The sequence below is a fragment of the Martinezella multihospitum genome (assembly GCF_900094585.1).
GTDB lineage: Bacteria > Pseudomonadota > Alphaproteobacteria > Rhizobiales > Rhizobiaceae > Rhizobium > Rhizobium multihospitium.
This window is the reverse complement of record NZ_FMAG01000004.1, coordinates 375,839-394,847: the sequence shown is the minus strand read 5'-3', so window position 1 is coordinate 394,847 and position 19,009 is coordinate 375,839. Positions and strand designations below refer to the sequence as shown.

General features: G+C 59.6%; 16 protein-coding genes. 8 read left to right on the top strand and 8 right to left on the bottom strand.

The genetic code is table 11. The annotated features are described in order from the left end of the window. Window positions 1-134: 134 nt before the first annotated feature. From ugpB to GA0061103_RS17950, 6 genes are all read left to right on the top strand, one after another. Entirely contained in the window at window positions 135-1,445 is a 1,311-nt protein-coding gene (gene ugpB, locus GA0061103_RS17975) for a sn-glycerol-3-phosphate ABC transporter substrate-binding protein UgpB (protein WP_162747711.1), read from the top strand. Between the two features lie 67 nt (window positions 1,446-1,512). Continuing rightward, window positions 1,513-2,394 (top strand): sn-glycerol-3-phosphate ABC transporter permease UgpA, encoded by an 882-nt coding sequence (gene ugpA, locus GA0061103_RS17970; RefSeq protein ID WP_092713450.1) that lies wholly within the window; start codon window positions 1,513-1,515, stop codon window positions 2,392-2,394. A gap of 9 nt (window positions 2,395-2,403) precedes the next feature. After that, the gene (ugpE, locus tag GA0061103_RS17965; RefSeq protein WP_092713448.1) at window positions 2,404-3,252 is read left to right on the top strand and encodes a sn-glycerol-3-phosphate ABC transporter permease UgpE; all 849 of its coding nucleotides are present in this window, start codon (window positions 2,404-2,406) and stop codon (window positions 3,250-3,252) included. After that, complete coding sequence (locus GA0061103_RS17960) at window positions 3,252-4,304, top strand: sn-glycerol-3-phosphate import ATP-binding protein UgpC (protein ID WP_092713446.1); 1,053 nt, start codon at window positions 3,252-3,254, stop codon at window positions 4,302-4,304. Before ugpE ends, GA0061103_RS17960 begins: the two co-directional genes overlap by 1 nt. Window positions 4,305-4,445: 141 nt before the next feature. Further along, a complete protein-coding gene (locus GA0061103_RS17955) occupies window positions 4,446-5,063 on the top strand; it encodes a DUF47 domain-containing protein (RefSeq protein ID WP_092713444.1) in 618 nt (205 codons plus the stop codon). Then, window positions 5,063-6,067: an inorganic phosphate transporter gene (locus GA0061103_RS17950; protein ID WP_092713442.1), complete on the top strand. Its 1,005-nt coding sequence runs from the start codon at window positions 5,063-5,065 to the stop codon at window positions 6,065-6,067. The genes GA0061103_RS17955 and GA0061103_RS17950 overlap by 1 nt, the downstream gene beginning before the upstream one ends. A gap of 244 nt (window positions 6,068-6,311) precedes the next feature. On the opposite strand, the gene GA0061103_RS17945 is transcribed toward GA0061103_RS17950, so the two are convergent. The 8 genes from GA0061103_RS17945 to GA0061103_RS17910 all read right to left on the bottom strand — a co-directional run bounded on the left by GA0061103_RS17945 (window position 6,312) and on the right by GA0061103_RS17910 (window position 17,055). Further along, window positions 6,312-7,094 carry an ABC transporter permease gene (locus GA0061103_RS17945; protein ID WP_092713440.1) on the bottom strand — a complete coding sequence of 261 codons (783 nt, stop codon included), beginning with the start codon at window positions 7,092-7,094 and terminating at the stop codon, window positions 6,312-6,314. Next, entirely contained in the window at window positions 7,094-7,951 is an 858-nt protein-coding gene (locus tag GA0061103_RS17940) for an ABC transporter permease (RefSeq protein WP_092713438.1), read from the bottom strand. Before GA0061103_RS17940 ends, GA0061103_RS17945 begins: the two co-directional genes overlap by 1 nt. Then, on the bottom strand, window positions 7,948-9,012 hold the full coding sequence (locus GA0061103_RS17935; protein WP_092713436.1) for an ABC transporter ATP-binding protein: 1,065 nt from the start codon (window positions 9,010-9,012) through the stop codon (window positions 7,948-7,950). The genes GA0061103_RS17940 and GA0061103_RS17935 overlap by 4 nt, the downstream gene beginning before the upstream one ends. A 114-nt stretch (window positions 9,013-9,126) precedes the next feature. Next, a complete protein-coding gene (locus GA0061103_RS17930; RefSeq protein WP_092713434.1) occupies window positions 9,127-10,164 on the bottom strand; it encodes an ABC transporter substrate-binding protein in 1,038 nt (345 codons plus the stop codon). 70 nt (window positions 10,165-10,234) lie between these two features. After that, the gene (locus tag GA0061103_RS17925; RefSeq protein ID WP_092713432.1) at window positions 10,235-11,200 is read right to left on the bottom strand and encodes an isopenicillin N synthase family dioxygenase; all 966 of its coding nucleotides are present in this window, start codon (window positions 11,198-11,200) and stop codon (window positions 10,235-10,237) included. Between the two features lie 72 nt (window positions 11,201-11,272). Next, window positions 11,273-12,094, bottom strand: coding sequence for an enoyl-CoA hydratase/isomerase family protein (locus tag GA0061103_RS17920; RefSeq protein WP_092713430.1), 822 nt, complete (start codon window positions 12,092-12,094; stop codon window positions 11,273-11,275). Then, a complete protein-coding gene (locus GA0061103_RS17915) occupies window positions 12,091-15,597 on the bottom strand; it encodes an indolepyruvate ferredoxin oxidoreductase family protein (RefSeq protein WP_092713428.1) in 3,507 nt (1,168 codons plus the stop codon). The genes GA0061103_RS17920 and GA0061103_RS17915 overlap by 4 nt, the downstream gene beginning before the upstream one ends. Beyond that, a complete protein-coding gene (locus tag GA0061103_RS17910; protein ID WP_092713425.1) occupies window positions 15,598-17,055 on the bottom strand; it encodes an FAD-binding oxidoreductase in 1,458 nt (485 codons plus the stop codon). Window positions 17,056-17,189: 134 nt separating this feature from the next. Here GA0061103_RS17910 and GA0061103_RS17905 point away from each other — a divergent pair, with 134 nt between their 5' ends. Then, window positions 17,190-17,942 carry a FadR/GntR family transcriptional regulator gene (locus GA0061103_RS17905; protein WP_092713423.1) on the top strand — a complete coding sequence of 251 codons (753 nt, stop codon included), beginning with the start codon at window positions 17,190-17,192 and terminating at the stop codon, window positions 17,940-17,942. 40 nt (window positions 17,943-17,982) lie between these two features. Continuing rightward, complete coding sequence (locus tag GA0061103_RS17900) at window positions 17,983-18,978, top strand: MDR family oxidoreductase (protein ID WP_092713421.1); 996 nt, start codon at window positions 17,983-17,985, stop codon at window positions 18,976-18,978. Window positions 18,979-19,009 lie beyond the last annotated feature (31 nt).

Genomic DNA, 19,009 nt, shown 5'->3' with positions numbered 1-19,009 from the left:
GAGTAAGCATTAGTCTAAATGAACACGCTTGCAAGTCGGCCGCCAAGTCAGGCGGATACGCGGCGCAAAGCGGACTGGCTGATCGAGGAGGATCAGCCAATCGTTTCGTGGAAGGGATGATAATGGGAGGAAAAATGCCTAATCGCCTCGCGTGGAGCTGCCTTGTCGCGGCTGCAATTTCATTCGGAGGAACATCGCACGCGTTTGCAGCGACCGAGCTGCAATGGTGGCACGCCATGTCGGGCGCCAACAACGAGGTCGTCGAGCAACTGGCCAAGGAGTTCAACGAGGGCCAGAAGGACTACAAGATTGTACCCGTGTTCAAGGGCACCTATCCGGAAGCGCTAAATGCCGGCATCGCCGCGTTTCGCGCCAAGCAGGCGCCGGCGATCCTGCAGGTCTTCGACGCCGGCAGCGGCGTGATGATGGGTGCCGAAGGCGCGATCATGCCGGCGGCTGAAGTTCTGAAAAAAGGCGGCTATACTTTCGACAAGTCGCTCTATCTGCCCGGCATCGTTTCCTACTATTCCAAGCCTGACGGCACGATGCTGTCCTTCCCCTATAATTCGTCCTCGCCGATCCTCTATTACAACAAGGATACCTTCAAGAAGGCCGGGCTCGACCCGGAGAACCCGCCGAAAACCTGGCCTGATGTCTTTGAAGCGGCCAAGAAGATCAAGTCGAGCGGTGCATCGGCCTGCGGCTTCACCTCCACATGGCTCACCTGGATTCAGACCGAGAACTTCGCTGCCTGGAACAATGTCAGCTATGGCTCCAACGAAAACGGTCTCGGAGGCACCGACGTCAAGCTCGCGTTCAATACGCCTCTCTTCGTCCAGCATTTCCAGTCGATCGCCGATCTCGCCAAGGACGGCACCTTCCGCTATGGCGGCCGCACGTCGGAAGCCAAGCAACTCTTCACCTCCGGAGAATGCGGTATCCTGACGGAATCGTCGGGAGGGCTCGGCGACATCATCAAGAGCGGCATGAACTATGGCATTGGCCAACTCCCCTACTACGAAGGTGAAGGCCGGCCGCAAAATACCATCCCCGGCGGCGCCAGCCTTTGGGTTTTCGCGGGCAAAAGCGACACCGAATACAAGGGCATCGCCGAATTCTTCCATTTCCTGTCGCAGACCAAGATCCAGGCGCGCCTGCATCAGGTGTCCGGCTACCTGCCGGTGACAATGGCCGCCTACGAGGAAACCAAGAAATCTGGCTTCTATGAAAAGAACCCCGGCCGTGAGACGCCTATCCTTCAGATGCTCGGCAAGGCTCCGACGGCCAACTCCAAGGGCGTGCGCCTCGTCAACCTGCCGCAGGTGCGCGACATCATGAACGAGGAGTTCGAGGCGATGCTGGCCGGCAAGGAAGATGCCAAGACAGCGCTCGACAAGGCCGTCCAGCGCGGCAACGCTGCCATCCAGCAGGCCATCGGCAATTGATGTGCTGATGTGGTCTGGCCCGCGGCCGTCACGGCTGCGGGCAGTTTTCCCGTCCTAGGAGATCGCCGTGCAGCGCGTCGTCTTTCCGAACAAGATCCTTCCCTATTTCCTGGTCGCTCCGCAGATCATCCTGACGGTCATCTTCTTTTTCTGGCCGGCGAGCCAGGCGCTTTATCAATCGACGCAGCGCGAAGACCCCTTCGGGTTGAAGAGCGGCTTCGTGGGGCTTGCGAATTTTCGCGCCATCCTGGCCGACGAGACCTACCTGCATTCCCTTCAGGTGACGGTGATCTTCAGTATCGCGACGGCACTGCTGTCGATGATCGTCGCGCTCACGCTTGCCACCGCCGCCGACAAGGTGGTGCGTGGCCAGACCCTCTATCGCACCCTGCTGATCTGGCCCTATGCGGTCGCACCCGCCGTCGCCGGCATGCTCTGGCTCTTCATGTTCAACCCGGCGATGGGCACCTTGGCCTATATCCTGCGCCGCAACGGATTTGCCTGGGACCCTCTGCTGAACGGCAATCAGGCCATGGTGCTGGTCATCATCGCCGCCGCCTGGAAGCAGATCAGCTATAATTTCCTGTTTTTCGTTGCCGGGCTGCAGGCAATCCCCAAATCGCTGCTCGAAGCCGCGTCCATCGACGGCGCACGCGGCAACCGGCGCTTCTGGACGATCGTGTTTCCGCTGCTTGCGCCGACGACCTTCTTTCTTTTGGTCGTCAACACGGTTTACGCCTTCTTCGACACCTTCGGCATCATCCATGCCGTCACCGGCGGCGGGCCGGCAAAGGCGACGGAGACCCTCGTCTACAAGGTCTATAATGACGGCTTCGTCAATCTCAACCTCGGTTCATCGGCCGCCCAGTCCGTCATCCTCATGGTGATCGTCATCGCCCTCACCGCCTTCCAATTCCGCTTCGTCGAGAAGCGCGTGCACTATGCGTGAGGTGGAGCGATGATCGAAAGACGTCCCATCGCCAATCTGATCGGCCATCTGATGCTGATCCTCGGCATCATCGTCGTCGCCTTCCCGATCTATTACACCTTCGTTGCCTCGACGATGACTTCGGCCGAGATTCTGCGGCCGCCCATCTCGTTGCTGCCGGGCGGCCATTTCATCGAGAATTATGGCGAGGCGCTGAACGGCGGTGTCGAGCGCGTGGTCGGCGTCAGCCTTGAACGGATGCTGTGGAATACGTTTGTTGTCGCTGTCGTCATCGCCGCCGGCAAGATCGCGATCTCCTTCCTATCGGCCTTCGCCATCGTCTTCTTCCGCTTTCCGCTGCGGATGGTCTTCTTCTGGATGATTTTCGTGACGCTGATGCTGCCGGTGGAGGTGCGCATCCTGCCGACCTACAAGGTCATCGTCGATCTCGGCATGATCGACACCTATGCCGGCCTCACACTGCCATTGATGGCATCCGCAACGGCGACCTTCCTGTTCCGGCAATTCTTCCTGACGATCCCTGGCGAGTTGCTGGAGGCGGCGCGCATCGACAATGCCGGCCCCTTCCGCTTCATGCGCGATATCCTGCTGCCGCTGTCGAAGACCAATATCGCCGCCCTGTTCGTGATCCTCTTCATCTATGGCTGGACGCAATATTTGTGGCCGCTGCTTGTCACCAATGACGCAAAGATGTCGACGATCATCATCGGGCTGAGGAAGATGGTGGATTTCGCCGACGCGGCGACGCCTTGGAATTTCGTGATGGTGACGGCGATCCTCGCGATCATACCGCCCATCCTCGTCGTGGTGCTGATGCAGCGCTGGTTCGTCAAAGGTCTTGTAGAGACGGAGAAATAATGGCTGGGATCACCCTCAAGGACGTCCGCAAAAGCTATGGTGGCGGCGTCGATGCAATCAAGGGCGTGTCGCTCGATATCGCCGATGGCGAACTTGTGGTCCTGGTCGGACCTTCCGGCTGCGGCAAGTCCACGCTCCTGCGCATGATTGCCGGCCTTGAAAGCATCACCTCGGGCGCAGTGTCGATCAATGGCCGCGTGGTCAATCAACTGGAACCATCTGATCGCGACATTGCCATGGTCTTCCAAAACTATGCGCTTTATCCGCATATGACGGTGCGCCAGAACCTCGCCTATGGCCTCAAGAACCGCGGCATGCCGAAGGACGAGATCGATCGACGGATCGGCGTGACGGCACGCGCGCTGGAGATAGAGCAGTTCCTGGAGCGCAAGCCGCGTCAGTTGTCGGGCGGCCAGCGTCAGCGTGTTGCCATGGGTCGGGCTATCGTTCGCGAGCCGGCGGCGTTCCTGTTCGACGAGCCGCTTTCCAATCTCGATGCCAAGCTTCGAGTTCAGATGCGTGTCGAGATCAAACGGCTGCAACGGTCCCTGGCGACCACGAGTGTCTATGTCACGCACGACCAGATGGAAGCCATGACGCTGGCAGACCGGCTGGTGGTGCTGAATAACGGTCGCATCGAACAGGTCGGCACGCCCATCGAGCTCTATGAGCGACCCGCCACGACCTTCGTCGCGACCTTCATAGGCTCGCCTTCGATGAATCTTCTCAAACCTACCGAAAACAGCGGCATTGCGCTTTCGCCCGGCCGCCGCCTTGGCGCCACCGACACGACGATCGGCATCCGGCCCGAAGATCTTCACCTGGCCGACGGCGCGAGCGATGCGGCCTTCAGCGCAAAAGTGCGGATCCAGGCGGTGGAGCTCGTCGGGGCGGAAAGCTATGTCTACGGTGCCCTGGCGGACGGCCAAACCATTGTCTTTCGAGTTTCGGGACGCTCCCGGATCGCAATGGACACCGAATGCGTGGTTACCGCGTCCGCCGGAAGCCTGCATTTCTTCGACGGTCAAGGGAACCGATTAGGCCTCGTATAAGTAGTTCAAATCTTGTGGTGACGCTGTCAGAGAGCGTTGTTTTGCGGATGCCTCGGCTTTCCATGTCAGGCTCCGTCATTTATGACGGATTTATGACAACAGCTGTTTGGAGTGCCGAAAGTGAACTGGTTTCGTAGACTGATGCCGAGAGAAGACCGATTTTTTGATCTTTTCTCTCGACATTCGCGCACGATCGTCAGCGCGGCGGAAGCTCTGAACGAATTGCTGGCCGGCAAAGACACCGAGCGGCACTCCCAGCGCATCATCGAGCTCGAGAACGAGGCCGATGACATCACGCGTGAAGTTCTGCTTGCCACCCGGCGCAGTTTCATTACGCCCTTTGACCGTGGCGACATCAAGGATCTCATCATGTCAATGGACGATGCGATCGACATGATGCACAAGACGGTCAAGACGATCCGGCTGTTCGAGCAGAATAGTTTTGATCCCGGCATGCAGGAAATGGGCAAAGCGATCGTCGAGGCTGCAAAACTGGTAGCCGAGGCAATCCCCCTCCTTGATCGCATGAGTGCCAATTCTTCTCGCCTCAGCACGCTCACCGAAGAGGTCGTGAAAGTCGAGGGTCGCTCCGATGAACTACACGATCAAGGTCTAAAAGATCTCTTTCGCCGATATGGCAGCACCAACCCAATGGCCTACATTATCGGCAGCGAGATCTTTGGCGAATTGGAGAAGGTCGTCGACCGTTTCGAGGATGTCGCCAATGAAATCAGCGGCATCGTCATCGAGAACGTCTGATGGAAGCCACTCTCGCTTTCCCATTGCTGGTGGGCCTCATCGCAGTGGCATTGTTCTTCGATTTTTTGAATGGGCTGCACGATGCCGCCAACTCAATTGCCACCATCGTCTCGACCCGCGTCCTGCGACCGCAATATGCCGTATTATGGGCCGCATTCTTCAATTTCATCGCTTTCCTGTTCTTCGGGCTCCACGTCGCCGAAACCCTCGGCACCGGCATTATCGATCCCAACATCGTCACGCCACAGGTCATCTTCGCCGCACTGATGGGCGCGATTATCTGGAATATCGTGACCTGGATACTCGGCATTCCATCAAGCTCGTCGCATGCTCTGGTCGGTGGCCTCGTCGGCGCAGGCCTGGCCAAGATCGGCATGGATGCCATTGTTTGGTCCGGCCTGCTGAAGACGGCCGGCGCCATCGTCATGTCGCCACTGCTTGGCTTCGTACTCGCGCTCTTCCTCGTCCTATGCGTGACATGGATATTCGTTCGCCAGACGCCTTTCGCCGTCGACAGCACCTTCCGCGTCCTGCAATTCGTCTCCGCGTCCCTCTACTCCCTTGGCCATGGCGGAAACGACGCTCAGAAGACGATGGGCATCATCGCCGTACTGCTCTACTCTCAAGGTCATACCGGAGCGGAGTTCCATGTACCCCTGTGGGTCGTGTTATCCTGTCAGTCTGCAATGGCGCTCGGGACACTGTTTGGCGGCTGGCGGATCGTGCACACGATGGGCTCGAAGATCACCAGGCTCAATCCAATGCAGGGCTTCTGCGCCGAGACAGGTGGCGCGTTGACCTTGTTTGCCGCGACATGGCTCGGCATCCCAGTCTCGACGACGCATACGATCACGGGCGCAATCGTCGGCGTCGGCGCTGCCCGGCGGGTCTCCGCGGTTCGATGGGGATTGGCAGGCAATATCGTCATCGCATGGGTAATCACCCTGCCCGCGGCAGCTGCTATCTCTGCAACAGCCTACTGGATCACGAATTGGGTGGGATAGAACCGCTCTAGCGAATTTATGACATCTCCGGGCTGCAACCATAACCACGGGGTGGTCATGAATACTTCGCATCGGTCGACCCTGAGCCTCAGACCTATCATTGCATTGCGCCGGCAAATCTGACTAAACCATAAATACATGTTCTTGGGGGGGTTAGAACCATCGACCCAGTGAAGCACATTCGGCCCATGGCGCCGAATCCTCTATGCCCATTGCTTGCCACGCACCATATCCGGAAGAAAATTCAAAACCGGTGAATTCGCAAGCCGAACACCTTCTCCGACACAACGACGACGACAACGGTTAGGACGATCGACATGGTCGATACAGCAGCGGCCTCTGGTGTGAAATTCGTCCTAAGATAGTCGTAAATTTGGATCGGAAGTGTAGCCGTGCCGACATTCTTCAGCATGAACGAAATGGTGAAGAGATCGAAGGAAATGATGAACGCGAACAGGCAGCCGCCGATCACGCCGGGCTTGATGAGCGGCAGCATGATCCGCCTGAAGCGCGTGAATGGCCCCGCCCCGAGGCTTTTCGCCGCGAGGCTCCACGACGGTTCGTAGGCCTCCATAGCCGCCGACACGTTGATGAAGACGAAAGGCAGCGTCATCAGCACATGCCCGATCAGCATGCCGGCCATAGTGGTGGTGCCGATTCCGATCGCATAGACGAAAAACAGAAGCGAGATGGCCGTCAGCACTTCCGGCAAAAGAAGCGGCAGGAGCATGGCAAGCCGGATGCTCTCCTTCCAGCGCCCCGCATGCTGGACATAGAATACTGCCGCCATCATGCCGATGATGCCGGAGATCAGAGTGGATACCGCGGCAATCCAGAGCGAGGTCCGGATAGCCCGCCAGAAGACGTCGTTATGAAAGAACACGACGTACCATCGGAAAGACAATCCCTGCGGCGGAAAGGTCAGGAATGCTCCTGCATTGAAAGACGCGCCTACGACCACCATGATCGGCAACAGCAAAAAAGCGTAGATGATGAAGCAATAGCCGTTCAACACGTGTTTGGACATCAGCCCGTCTTCCATTTCATGCGTGTCAGATGCGCGAAGATCACGACGATCACGGCGCCGGTCAGGGACAATATCAGCGCCATGGCAGATCCGAACGGCCACTGGAAAGTATCGATGAGCGCATCGACCACGCTGACGGCCATGGTCTTGACCCTGAGACCGCCAATCAGGGCTGGCGTCACATAGGCACTCAGGGAAAGGACGAATACCAGTATGCAGCCTGCCTGGATGCCCGGCATCGCAAGCGGCAGGATAATACGCCGGAAGACCGTCAGCCCGCCCGCCCCGAGCGAGCGGGCAGCCGACTTCAGTGATGGATCGATCCCCTGTAAGGCGCTCATCAGCGGCAGGATCATGAACGGCAAGAAGACATGTACGAGCGCGATAACGATGCCCAGGGCATTGTACATCAGCCCGACCGGCCGATCGATGACACCTATGGTCATGAGGGTTTTGTTGATGATGCCGTTATTGCCGAGCAGGATTGTCCATCCGTAACTGCGGATGACGATCCCCACCAGAAGAGGCGACAGGACAAGGCCATAGGCAAGGCCACGGAACCGCATCTTTTCCCGTGACAATTGCCACGCGACCGGGAAGCCGAGGATTAGGCAGGCAAGCGTCGTGACGAGACCGATCAGAAGCGTATTGGCCACCTGCTGCATATAGAAAGAGTCGGCAAAAAGCCTCAGATAGTTCCCAAGCGTAAAGCCTGGCGCATAAGGGGAACCATTGGCCGGATTGCGCAGGCTCATGACGACGATGTTGACATAGGGCAGGACGAGGAAGAGGCCCAGCAATAAGGCGGCCGGCGCGATTAGAAGCAGCGGAAAGAACGATCTCACACGGTGCGTCATGCAATCATTCCCGGGACCCAGAAACGCTCGGTATCGACCTGAACATGGACGCGGTCTCCTGGTGCAAAACGGTTTCGCGGAAAGGTCTGGACGCTGATCGTCTCGCCGTTTTCCAGCGTAAGCCGGTAATCGATCAAGCTGCCGGAATAGTAGCTTTGCGAAACTGTCGCCGCCACGCCCTCACTCCCCTGACCCGCCGCCGCAAGCTCGATCGCCTCGGGCCGCAGCAGAACGTGAATAGGGCCGTCGCCCGCCGGCAACTTGCCCTTGACGCTGGCCATTCCGAGCGCGGTTTCGATTGCCGAAGATCCGTCGGCATTCTTGCCGGCCAGCCGGCCCGGCAGCGTATTCACCTGCCCGACGAACTGCGCCACCTCAAGACTCGCGGGCCGGTCGTAGACATCCGACGGAGCCCCATACTGAGCGATCTGCCCGCCGAACATGACCACGATCCTGTCCGACATCGTCATTGCTTCGGCCTGATCGTGGGTCACGTAGACGGTGGTAATCCCGACACGCTTCTGCAGATCGCGGATAAACACCCGCATCTCGTCGCGCAGCTTGGCATCGAGATTGGCGAGCGGTTCGTCAAGCAACAGGATACGCGGCTCGATGACCAGCGCGCGGGCAAGCGCCACGCGCTGCTGCTGCCCGCCGGACAATTGGCGCGGATAGCGATCGGCGTAACCGGAGAGTTGCACCATCTCCAGCACTCCGGCGGTGCGCGTGGCGATTTCGGACCGGGAAATCTTGCGCATCTCGAGTCCGAAGGCGAGGTTCTGTGCCACCGTCATATGTGGGAAGAGCGCGTAATTCTGGAAGACCATGCCGATGTCGCGCCTTTCGGCGGGTACATGCGAGACGTCCTGCCCGTCGAAGCGGATAGCGCCGGATGTTACGTCCTCGAAACCGGCAATCATCTTCAGCGTCGTCGTCTTGCCGCATCCGGAAGGTCCAAGCAGCGAGATGAATTCGCCGTGTCCTACCTTGACGGAAATGCCGTTGACGGCGCGAACCGTGCCATAATGCTTGGTCAGCCCTTCGATGCTCACCTCGGTCATGATCGATCTTCCAGATTGTCCGTGCGGCGACCCGCGGTATCACTGTGTCGGAGAGAATGTCGGATCGCCGTTTGGTGGGCGATCCAACCGTTAATGTGTCATAAAGGGCAGCGATCATTTCATGATCTTGGCCCAGGTTTCGGCAAAGCCCGCCTGCTTCTCGTTCATGAAGTCCCAGTCCCAGGTGAGGATCTTGTCCATCACCTCGCCGGAAATCGGCACATCTTTCTTCAGATCGTCGGGGACAACGACCTTGGCATTGGTTGGCGAGACGAAGAACTGCTTCATCAACGGCAACTGGCTCTCTGGCGATAAAAGGAAGTCCGCATATTGGTAGGCAAGATCTTTCTCGGCGCCGTTGGCAAGGATGTTGATGGTCTGGTCGAACATCAACAACCCTTCGTCCGGTACGATGACATCGATCGGTAGTCCCTGGTTGCGCAGACGTGCCACTTCGCCGAAATCGAAGGGCGCGACGACGAACTCGCCGGATGCGATGCCGGTCGAGAGATTGAAATCGGCCTGAATGACCGGCCCGAGCTTTTCCAGCGCCCTGAAGCCGGCATCGACGTCATACTGGTCCTTGCCGAAGATCTTGGAGGCCAACATCAGCTCCATCTTGCCGGCAGTATTGGCAAAGTTGTAAAGACCGATGCGCCCCTTGAACTCGGGATTGTCCCACAGATCCTTCCAGCCCTTGGGTGGGGTCTGGACCATGTCGGTACGATAGGCGAGGCCGATGGGGGAAACCATGGCAACAGCGCCCCAGCCATCCGTCTTTTTGGCGAGGGGATAAAGGTCGTTGTAGTTCGGCAACTTCGTCAGATCGAGCTTTTCGAAAAAGCCCTCCTTGCGCAGGCTCGACGCGAAAGCCTCGTTGGTCATGAGGATCGAATATGGCGGCTTTTGCGGTCCCGCGGCCCGCAGGTTGGCGCTCCAAACACGTCCGTTGCCGGCGTCGAGCGTTACCTGTGCACCACTCTTCTGGGTAAAGGCCGGCGCCAGCGTCTGGCGCCAAAACTGCTCCCAGGCGCCACCGAGCGTCGGCACCACGAGCGTCTTCGCCTGCGCCCGGACCGGCAGACCTGCTATGGCCGCTGCGGCAATCCCACCCATTCCGGCAATAACCTGCCGCCTGTTCATGTTCATCATTAACGTTCCCTCAAACTGGTTCCGACTTGGTCGATGCATCGTTGGGCAGGCGGCATTCCGCTTCTTGCCATCAGTGTTTGCCGAAGGCCTGTCTGGTCTTCAGTGCAATGTAGTCTCCATAGGTGATCGGCTCGTATTTGGCGGTTGCTCTGGCCGCGAAGGGTGCAAGGCACTCGATGACCGTGTCTTTCGATGGATTGAGAAAGAACGGAATGGACTGGCGACGCGTCGTGCCCTTGAAAGCGCCCGGCGGGTTGGCCACCCGATGCGGCGTCGACAACCATTCGTCGTTCGACCAGCGCATGAAGGCATCGCCGATGTTGATGACATAGGCACCCTCGACATTGGGTACATCCAGCCAGTCGCCCGCCCGGTTCTTGACCTGAAGCCCACCCGGCGAGGCCTCCGACCGCAGAATGGTCATAAAGCCGTAATCGGTATGGACGCCGGCGCGCAGTTGCCCGGGAAGCGGGCTTTCCCGCTGTTCCGGATAATTGATGACCCGCAGCGCCGAAAGGTGGTTTTCGAACGCCGGTTCGAAGTAATCCGACGGGAGCCCGATCGCTTCACAGAAGGCCCGCCGCAGATGGCTGGCGAGTTTTTCCATCTCGGCAAAGTAGTCCGCGAAGGCTCGCTCGAGCCCAACCGGTCGCTCCGGCCACCGATCACCGGAAAGAAGCGGGCCGAAATTCAGGCTTTCCTTGTAGTCGCCCGGCGTCTTGATGCCGAGGGTCGCAGCCAGCGCCTCGTCGGCGATCGGAGAGAAGGCGACACCGCCTTCGACCGCGGCGGCCCGCCCCTGCTTAACCTTCCACTCCTGCGGCTCATCAAAGAAACTCCGGGCGAGGTTGTAAAGGCGAGCGGTGGCCTCGACACTGACACCATGGCCCGTCACCAGGAAGAAGCCGGTTCTGCGGCAGGCATCCTCGATGGCCGCCACGACGGACCGGCCAGCGTCCGCACCGTCGATAAAAGGCGAGATATCGATGACGGGAATGCCGTCCTCATCTTCTCCCGGCAATGGGACAGTCTGCATCGTGGGACCTCCTTGATTGAATGACTGTGGCACCCGCCGGCACCACGCCGCCGGACGATGACGCGAAACGCGTCAGTCGAGCCCCTTGAAGGGGGCATCGCGAAACTCGAGATATTCCTTGAGAGACATTTTCTGCAGGTTGCGCATCCACTCCCGTCCGTCGCGGCTGACATGCAGGGCAGCGATGGCGTGGACGTTGAAATCGAAGGATGTCATCAGGCCCGCGGCAATCTGCTGATTGTTGATTGAGGACTTGGCGAATTTGATCGCCGGCACCGGCATGCGTGCCAACTTGCGCGCTAGGTTCTCGGTCTTCTCCTTCAATTGGTCGGCGGGTACGATTCTGTTGATCAAGTGCATGCGCAGCGCCTCATCGGCGTCGACCACATCGCCGGTATACATCAACCAGCGAACGTCGCGAGTGGCGAGCAGCCAGGGCATGAAAAGCGCCGGCGGGCCCGAATTGTGCCGCACTTCCGGTTCGCCGAACTTGGCGCTGTCGCTGGCGATCGTCAGGTCGCAGGCCATGACGAGTTCCAACGCGCCGGCAAGCGCATAACCATTGACCGAGGCAATAACCGGGATCGGCGCCTTCCAGATGTTGAGAAGCGCCTGCGCGTTCTCGGACATATCTGCGTGCCAGTCCTCGATATCGACGTCGTAATCGGCGCCCTGAAGGTCATAGCCGGACGAAAAGGCTCGTCCCGCCCCGGTGATGACAAGCGCGTTGACGTCTTTGTCGGCAACGGCCATGGCAACGGCGCGGTCGATTTCACGCACGGTCGTCTTGTTCATGGCGTTGAGCTTTTCCGGGCGATTGATGGTAATCGTCGCAAACTTGTCCCGAGCGTCTTTCTCGTAAAGGATTGTTTCGAACGTCTCGGAAGTGCTCATATGCTTTTCCTTTTTTCCGCGTCCTGACCGGACACCAGTTTTCGTTTCTCGTCATTGGCCGGCGCTGCCAGCAACGCCGCTCTGTTCTTTTCGAAGCGTTTGATTGACGCCATTTTGACCGGCCCGAACCCTTTGATCTGCTCCGGCAGCCGGGCAAGCTCGACTGCCCGGCTGTGCGTTGCGGCCGCAAGATTTCGGGTGAGATCCTCGATCATTGCCTGATAGTCCGCCATCAGGCGGCGCTCCATTCGGCGCTCTTCAGTGTAACCGAATGGGTCAAGCGCCGTGCCGCGCAGGAAGCGCAGCTTTTCCAGAAGGCCGAATACCGGCGCGATCAGGCTTTGGGCGACGGCGATCTTCGCCGGGTTGCCCGTACGCTTGTCGAGCCGCCGCGACAGGAGCGGCGGCGCGAGGTGATGCCTGATGGTAAAATCGCCCTCGAACTGCGCTTCGATCGCAGCCTTGAAGCTACGGTCGCGATGCAGACGCGCCACTTCGTACTCGTCTTTGTAGGCCATCAGCTTGAAGGCATTTTTCGCAACGACGACGGTAAAGTCTTCTCCGAGATCGAGCCCGCGCTCGGCCTTTCGTGCAGCATCGACCAGCGCGCGATAACGGCGTGCATAGGCGGCGTTCTGATACTCAACGAGAAACGCCTCGCGTCTTTCGATGAGACTGTCCAGCGTCTCCACGGACTTTGCCTCCACAAGATCGGCTCCAGCGGCGCGAGAGACGGTTTCCGGTGATACCACCGAGCGGCGGCCCCAGCCGAAGGCAGCGCGGTTCATGGCAACGCCGGCACCGTTCAGGGCAATCGCCTGATCGATGGAAGCAAGGCTGATCGGCACGAGGCCGCGCTGCCACGCATATCCGAGCAGAAACATGTTTGCGGCAATCGCATCGCCCATCAGCGCCGCACCCAGCCTGCTCGCTGAGACAAGATGAACCGCATCCTCGCCGGCTGCGCGGCGAAGCGTCTTCAACGTCGCTTCCTGCTGGAAATCGATCGCGGTGTTCTGCACGAAAGACGCCGTCGGCGCTAAATGATTGTCGAGAACCGCTTGCGTGCGACCGGCACCGAAGGTCGAAAGTGCGTTGCGACCGGCCGACACCACAATATCGAAGCCGAGTACCAGATCGCTCTCGCCGGCGCCGATGCGAACCGACGACAACGCCTCCGCCGCTGGCGCTACGCGCAGATGGGAAATCACCGCACCATTCTTCTGGGCAAGCCCTGTCTGATCCAGCGTCTGCACGAAAAGCCCGTCGAGATGCGCCGCCATGGACAAGACCGCGCTGACGGTAATCACGCCCGTCCCGCCGATACCGGCAAGCAGCATGTTGTAAGGTTGGGCACCCATCGTCTTCGTTACGGGCAGCGGCAGATCGTCGAACGTCGCTGCCTGAGCCGCTGCGACCGGCTTACGGATCCTGCCGCCCTCCACCGTGACAAAACTGGGACAGAAGCCCTTTATGCAGGAAAGGTCAGTGTTACAGCTCGACTGGTTGATCTTGCGCTTGCGACCGAACTCCGTTTCCTGCGGCTCGATCGAGATGCAGTTGGAGACGGCCGAGCAATCGCCACAACCCTCGCAGACCAGTTCGTTGATGAAAGCCCGCTTGTCCGACACGGCAAGCGCGCCGCGCTTGCGCCGCCTGCGCTTCTCGGCCGCGCACACCTGATCGTAAATCAGCACCGTCACGCCGCTGATCTCGCGCAACTCTCGCTGCACCTCGTCAAGCTCGTCACGATGGTTGACGGTGACATTGCGGGGCAACCTGCCTTGCCAGATTTCCGGAAGTTCGGCGACGACGGCCACGCGAGCGGCACCTTCGGCCAGCATCTGGCCGACGATACCGGGAACCGACACCTCGCCGTCGTGCTTCTGTCCGCCGGTCATGGCGACGGCATCGTTGTAGAGGATCTTGTAGGTGGCATTGACCTTTGCAGCGATGGCTGCCCGGATCGCCAGGAGGCCAGAATGGAAATAGGTACCGTCGCCCATGTTGACGAAGATATGTTTCTCGTCAGTGAACTGCGAAAGTCCGATCCAGGCGCCGCCCTCGCCTCCCATCTGGGTGAAGGTCGATGTATTGCGGTCCTCAAGTCCGATCACCATCATATGGCAGCCGATGCCCGTCGAGGCACGGCTTCCTTCGGGCAGCCTGGTCGAGACACTGTGCGGACAGCCTGAGCAAAAATACGGGTCGCGCCGCAGCGCCGGGCTTTCCGTCGCGCTGGCAGAGACGATCGCTTCCATCTCGCGCGAGCGCATATCGAACTCGTTCGCCTGCGGCCCCAGCATCGAAAGGATGGCTCGGCTGACCGCGACAGCGTCGATCTCGCCGACGGCAGACAGGAGCAATGCCCCGTCCGGCCCAAATTTGCCGAACACCCTCGGGCGCCGATCGGATGGCATGTTGAAGAGCAGTGCCTTGATCTGATCTTCGATGACCGGCCGCTTTTCCTCGACGACCAGCACGGTTTCGACATCGGCGGCGAACCGCGCGATCCCCTCCGGCTCGATCGGCCAAGCAAGGCCTATCTTATAGAGACGGATGCCGAGTTCACCGGCACGTCGTTCATCGATTCCGAGACGCAACAGGGCTCCCATCAGGTCGAGCCAGGATTTACCAGTCGAGACGATGCCCAGCCGCGCCTTCGCGCCCGGCCCCTGCCACACCGTTCGGTCGAGCCCGTTATCGCGGGCAAATGCATGGACGGCAATGAGCTTGTCTTCCAGTCGCCGCTCCATCGCATGCGGGCCATCTGGCCAGCGAAGCGACAGATTGCCCTGCGCATCGGGATAGACGATCGCGGGACGGGCCGGATCAAGATCGACGGTTGCTGTGCATTCGACAATTTCGGTCTGACACTTGAAGCCGATCCAAGCACCGGAGTAGCGGCTGAGCGCCCAGCCCAGCAGACCATAGTCGATATATTCACCGACGCCCGCCGGCGAAAGCAATGGCACCATGGCCGAGATCAGATTGTGCTCGCTCTGATGCGGCAAGGTCGACGAGACCGCCCCGTGATCGTCGCCGACAAGCAGCAGAACCCCGCCATTCGGATTGGTGCCGACGGCATTGGCATGCCGGATCACATCCATAGTGCGATCGACGCCCGGCCCCTTGCCATACCACATCGAGAAGACACCGTCGTAGCGGGCACCGGAGAACATCGCTGTCTGTTGCGTGCCCCACACGGCCGTCGCCGCCATATCCTCGTTAAGGCCGGGCTGAAAACGGATATGGTTCCGGTCGAGATAGGTCTTGGCGCGCGCCATCTCCCGGTCGAAGCTGGCAAGTGGCGATCCGCGATAGCCGGACACGTAGCCCGCAGTGTTGAGGCCGCGCGCCAGATCGCGCTGCCGCTGGATCATAGGCAGGCGCACCAGCGCCTGCGTGCCTGAAACGAGGATCTTTCCCTGCTCTACTGTATATCGATCGTCGAGACGGGGGCTTGTCGCAGGTGGTCTTGCAGCGTCTGAAAGGTCCCGCATCTACGCACGCTCCGACGCAACCGGCGACGGCATGTCGAAGACCCGGCCGGGATTGAGAATATTGTTGGGGTCGAAAGCGGTCTTCAGGCGGCGCATGGCGCGCATCTCCGCAGCGCTTCGGCAAAGAGGCAGCCACTTCTTTTTGTCAAGGCCAATTCCGTGCTCAGCGGAAATCGCACCATTGCTGCGGATGACGACTGCAAGGACGATGTCTGCTATCCGCTCATGATGGTGGGTGCGAACAAGGAAATGCAGGTTGCCGTCGCCAAGATGGCCGAAGATGTAGATTGCGGCATCCGGATCGGCGGCGGCGATTTCTCCGTCGGCGCTGTCCAGAAAGGCCTGCATGTTCGACAAAGGCAGGCTGACATCGAAGCCAGATACATGGTCCATTGAAAAGATGAACTCGCTTGCAGCTTCGCGGAGTTTCCAGATCGCATGATATTCGCGCAGAGAGCCGGACACAGCCACATCGGTCACGATGCCGCTTTGGTAGCAAGCCATCAACGCTTCGGAAAAGCATTCCTGATCACGCGCCTCGTCTTGTCCCTGCATCTCGACAAGTGCATACATGCCGGCACTGGCTGCAACGGGTGGCTGTGCACCGGTGAGAGAAAGAACCCCGTCATAGACATTCGGAAAGATCACCTCGAACGCCGAGAGCGACGGGCCAAGCGCAGCGCGCAAATGCTTGAGAAGGGCAACGGCGGCCGCCAGCGACGGCAATCCGCAAAAAGCATTCGCCTGCGACCGCGGTGCTGGATGCAACCGCAGGCAAGCGCGCGTGACGACACCAAGCGCGCCTTCGCTGCCGACAAATATCTGATTGAGATCGAAACCGGAATTATCCTTGGGCAGCCCCTTCAGACTGGTGAGGATGGATCCATCCGCCAGCACTGCCTCGAGCCCCAGAACTTGCGACCGGTACATGCCATAGCGCAGTACACGAATGCCACCGGCATTGGTGGCGGCATTCCCGCCGACGGTCGACGTGCCGCGCGCGCCGATGTCCACGCCGAAAAGCAACCCACGGCTTGCCGCCGCCTCCTGCACAGACTGAAGCGTGACGCCGGCTTCCGCGACAACGGTAGCCGTGTCCCCGTCCACGGCCGACAGGTTAGTCATACGCTCCAATGAGAGCGAAACCTCGCCGGCACGCGGTCTCGCGCCCCCGGCAAGGCCGGTCCTTCCGCCCTGCACTACGACAGGCTGCCCCAATCGATTGCATTCCGCCAGAATAGCGGAAACCTCGGTCGCGCTACTGGGCCGGAAAACAATCAGCGGGCGCTCGCCACGCTCGTCCGTCGCGTCGCCACGATAGCCGTCACCGACATCGTCACCGGCAAGCATTGCCTTCCTGTCGATCCTTCCATCCAGACGGCGCAGCAATTCTGCATGCCGGCCAACAGGCGTGGAGGCATCGTAGGCGGTCTCCGCCCGATCAATCGATCCGCCCAATTTCGTTCCCCTTGGTTATCTGGATCGAGGTCAGGTTATCGTCTATCCGATATTTGTCAAACCTATATTCAATTTTCAGTAGCGTTTTCAAAACGGGCATGGCATCAATGAAATCGAGGCAAGGACGACATTCCATGACGTTGAAATTTGATGAGGTTGTAAGGGCTGGCATCGCCAAGCAGGTTGCGGAAAACATAAAATCCGCGATCATGGATGGCCGTTTGAAGATCGACGAGCGACTTCCGACTGAAGAGGATCTGGCCAGGAGCTTCGGCATCTCACGACCCACCGTGCGCGAGGCGCTGAAACGACTGGCCGCACAAAACCTCATCCACTCGCGAAGGGGACCGCTCGGCGGAAACTTCGTCAAGAGGCCGGATCCGGAAGGACTTTCAAAGGCGATCACCGCAGCGGCGACCTTACTAGTCGGCATCGGTGCTTTCGATATCGACGAGATCATCACGGCCCGCCTTGAGACGGAGACGATCTGTTGCCGCCTCGCCTGCCACAATCACTGCGAGGCCGATCTGGAGGCAATGGCTACCGAGATCGAAATCCAGCGCGATGAGACGATCAGCGACGAGGACTTCTGTGCATCCGACGTGCGCTTTCACCGGGCACTGGTGGATTCCACCTGCAATGGCCCGTTGAAGCTGATGATGTACACGGTGATCGAGTCCTTCATCCCGATCACCAACATGATCGTGTTTCGCGTGCGCGAGCGCCGCAAGGTTGCAGGCTTCCATCGCCAGATCATGGATGCTGTCACCAAGCGCGACACTGACTCTGCAACCAAGGCTCTGACAGACCTGCTTGCATACGTCCGCAACAGCTACGCCACCGCGATGGACGCACGCGACAAAATGAAGGCTTCGCCCCAGACCTGAACGTGCGGAGGCCTCATTCAAGCATAAAAAAGGGGGACTCATGTCCGATACATTTCAAGCAATGGTCATCGACATGGTCGATGGCAAGCCGCAGGCAGCCTTCCGCCGACTTGGGCAATCCGACCTCCCGGATCACGATGTTTTGGTCGAAGTGCATTATTCGAACGTCAACTACAAGGACGGCCTGGCCCTGACCGGCAAGGGGCGCATAGCTCGACGCACTCCCATGGTGGGCGGCATTGATCTCGCGGGCGTCGTGGTGGAATCACGGTCGGAAAAATGGGCACCCGGCAACAAGGTCATCGTCAACGGCTTTGGCCTGTCCGAGACCGAGTGGGGTGGCTATAGCCGATTTCAGCGTCTCAAGCCGGAATGGTTGATGGCGTTGCCCGACACCTTCAGCCTGACTGACGCGATGGCGATCGGAACTGCCGGCTATACCGCGGCCCTGTGCGTCAATGCGCTAGAAGATTGGGGTACCATCGGCAAGGACGACCGCGAAATTCTCGTGACCGGAGCCGCAGGTGGCGTCGGCTCGGTTGCCATCAGCCTTCTAGCCAACAAAGGGTACAGGGTGTCGGCATCAACGGGCCGCCGCGAAACTCATGATTATCTAGCATCGCTAGGCGCGACCGGCTTCATCGACCGGACATCACTTTCGGAGAAAGCCGGGCCGCTGCAGCAGGAACGATGGGCTGGTGCTATCGATTCCGTCGGCTCGACAACGCTGGCCAACGTACTTGCGCAAACCGTTTACGGTGGCGCGGTGGCAGCCTGTGGCCTTGCGGCGGGTGCGGACCTACCTGGGACCGTTCTGCCGCACATCCTGCGTGGCGTCGCGCTCCTAGGCATCGATTCCGTTATGGCGCCGATGCCAAAGCGTATCCGTGCATGGCAGACGCTCGCCACGCACCTGAAAACCGACACGATCGGTGCGCTAGCTCGGATCGAGCGAATGTCTGAACTCCCGCGCTTGGCAGAGGATATCCTCGCCGGAAAAATCCAGGGGCGTGTCGTAGTGGAAGTCACGCCGTAAGCGCCTACCAGCCGGAGAGGAATGGGAGGTT